The sequence below is a fragment of the Massilia phosphatilytica genome (assembly GCF_977014125.1).
The window spans coordinates 1-2,268 of record NZ_CDRNIL010000031.1; the positions used below are offsets into that span (position 1 = coordinate 1).

The following is a 2,268-nucleotide window of genomic DNA, read 5'->3' on the forward strand; positions in this document are numbered from 1 at the left end:
ACGCATCCAGGTTAAACGGAGGAGTTAGTTGGATGATCCAGCACCAACGAATGCGGCGGGCAGCGTGTCGAGCAGCTCGGCCACGATCGCGGTGAGCGTCACGCTGGCCGCGCCCGCGATCACCAGCCAACCCGCCACGCTGACCGTCAATTCGGGCACGCGCGCCACGTTCGTCGTCGGCGCCAGCGGGACCAGCGTGGCTTACCAGTGGTACCGCAACGGCACCGCGATCGCCGGGGCCACCGGCGCGCGCTACACGATCCCCGTCGCGGCCGCGAACGACGCCGGGCACCTATACCGTCACCGTGAAGAACACGGCCGGCAGCGTGACCAGCGCGGGCGCGACGCTCGCCGTCAACATCCTTGCCGCCGGCAGCAACACGGCGGCCGTGGTGAACGCAGCGAACGCCTTCCTGGCGACCCTGTCGACCGACCAGAAGACGGTCGCCACGTCGACTGCATCCGACGACCACCGTGCTGTTCGAGCGCACGCTGGACAACGCGATCCAGTGGACGAACCTCCCCGGCGCCCGCCATGGCCTGCGCCTGAACGCCACGACGCTGACGAGCGCCCAACTGGCCGCCGCGAACGCGCTCATCGCGCAGGCGCTGAGCGCAACGGGCATCGCCCTGATGAACGAACTGCGCACGGCCGACGACGTGCTGGCGAACGCCCAGACCAGCGGCACGGCCACGGGCCCCGGCGCGGGCGCACCGCCGGCGGGCACCGACCCGGCGGCCGGTGGCGCCGCGCCGCCGACGGGCACGCTCCCTGCCGGCGTGAACACGGGTACGCCACCCACGGGCGGCGCCGGCGGCATCGTGGGCGGCTACGGCAGCGGCCAGTACTCGATAGCCTTCATCGGCACGCCGTCGAAGACGTCGCCATGGATGCTGCAGCTGGTCGGCCACCACCTTGCCTACAACATCACGTACAACACCGGCAAGGCGAGCGCCACGCCGAACTTCCTCGGCGTCGAGCCGCCCAACTGGACCGTCGACGCGAACGGCGGCGTGACGGTGACGGCGGCCGCCACCGCGCCCGGCATCCAGCACGCGCCGATGGAAGCGCAACGCAAGGCCGTGTATGACCTGGCCGAGGCGATCCAGGCCGACAGCGCCAGCGCGGCCGCCGCGCGGCTGTCCGGCACGTTCACGGACGTCATCATGGGCGCGTCCGGCAACACCGACGGCAATTTTAAATCGCTCGCCTATCCGACGAGCGGGCGCGGGCTGCAGTACGGTGCGATGAATGCGGCGCAGCAGGCCTACGTCCGCGCGGCGATTGCGGCGTGGGTCGACAACCAGGCCAGCGACGTGGCGGGCGAACTGCGCGCGGCCTACCTGAGCGACGACGCGCTGAAGGACACGTATGTCGCGTACGGCGTCGGACAGGGCGGCAAGGCTGACTTCGGCGCCTCCCCCAACGCGGCCACCGTCCCGCTCGACGCCCAGCATTCGTACATCCGCATCGACGGCCCGCGCGTGTGGATCGAATTCGTCGTGCAGCAGGGCGTCCTGTACGGCACCAACGTCCACTACCACACCATCTGGCGCGACAAGACGGCGGATTATGGCGGGAGTTTCTGAGCGCATGCGCCTGCCGTTCGCCGCATTTCTGCTCGCCGGCGCGCTGTTCCTGGCCGGCGCCCCGGCCGGCGCGCACCCGTCGCCCTCATCGCAGGTGTTTCTGTCGGTCGGTGGCGATCGCCTTCACGCCGAGGTCACCCTGCCCGTCGACGAGCTGAAGCTCGCGTTTCCGGTGCCGTTGCTCGATGCGTCGGGCCGCTGGTCCATGGCGAGCGATGCCCGGGTCGCGGCCTATGTCGCGGCCCACGTCCGTCCCGTCGCGCCGGATGGACGCGCCTGGACCGTCAAGGTGACGCGCGTGCGCTGGGAGCTGGAGCGCAGGCCGGCCGACATCGTCGCGGACGTCGTCCTGCGTCCGCCGGCGGGCGCGCCGCTGGGCACGCTCGACCTCGGGATCGACGTCATCAGCCACCAGGTACCGAACCACATCACGCTGGTCGCGTTAAAGGACGGCACCGGTGCGGTACCGCGCATGCTCGGGTCGCTGCATTATGGCCAGAACGTGGTGGCGATCCGTGACGCCGCGCCGCACTGGTGGACGGGATGCGGCGACCTGTTCAAGCTCGGCATGACGCCACATCGCGGAGGGTGCCGGACCACCTGCCGAGGTGCCTGGATCATCCAACTTAACTCCTCCGTTTTAACCTTAGCAATACGTAACGAACGAAGTACAGGACA

The 2,268-nt window shown here is 69.8% G+C and carries 3 protein-coding genes; all 3 read left to right on the top strand.

Annotation, left to right across the window (positions count from 1 at the left end):
* The first annotated feature begins 28 nt into the window (after positions 1-28).
* Positions 29-550 (top strand): immunoglobulin domain-containing protein, encoded by a 522-nt coding sequence (locus tag ACWNCF_RS01280; RefSeq protein ID WP_449405731.1) that lies wholly within the window; start codon positions 29-31, stop codon positions 548-550.
* Positions 475-1,590, top strand: a complete 1,116-nt coding sequence (locus ACWNCF_RS01285; RefSeq protein ID WP_449405732.1) for a DUF3500 domain-containing protein — start codon at positions 475-477, stop codon at positions 1,588-1,590. The genes ACWNCF_RS01280 and ACWNCF_RS01285 overlap by 76 nt, the downstream gene beginning before the upstream one ends.
* The coding region (locus ACWNCF_RS01290) for a hypothetical protein (RefSeq protein ID WP_449405733.1) at positions 1,574-2,268 on the top strand (695 nt) is incomplete at its 3' end. The genes ACWNCF_RS01285 and ACWNCF_RS01290, both read left to right, overlap by 17 nt.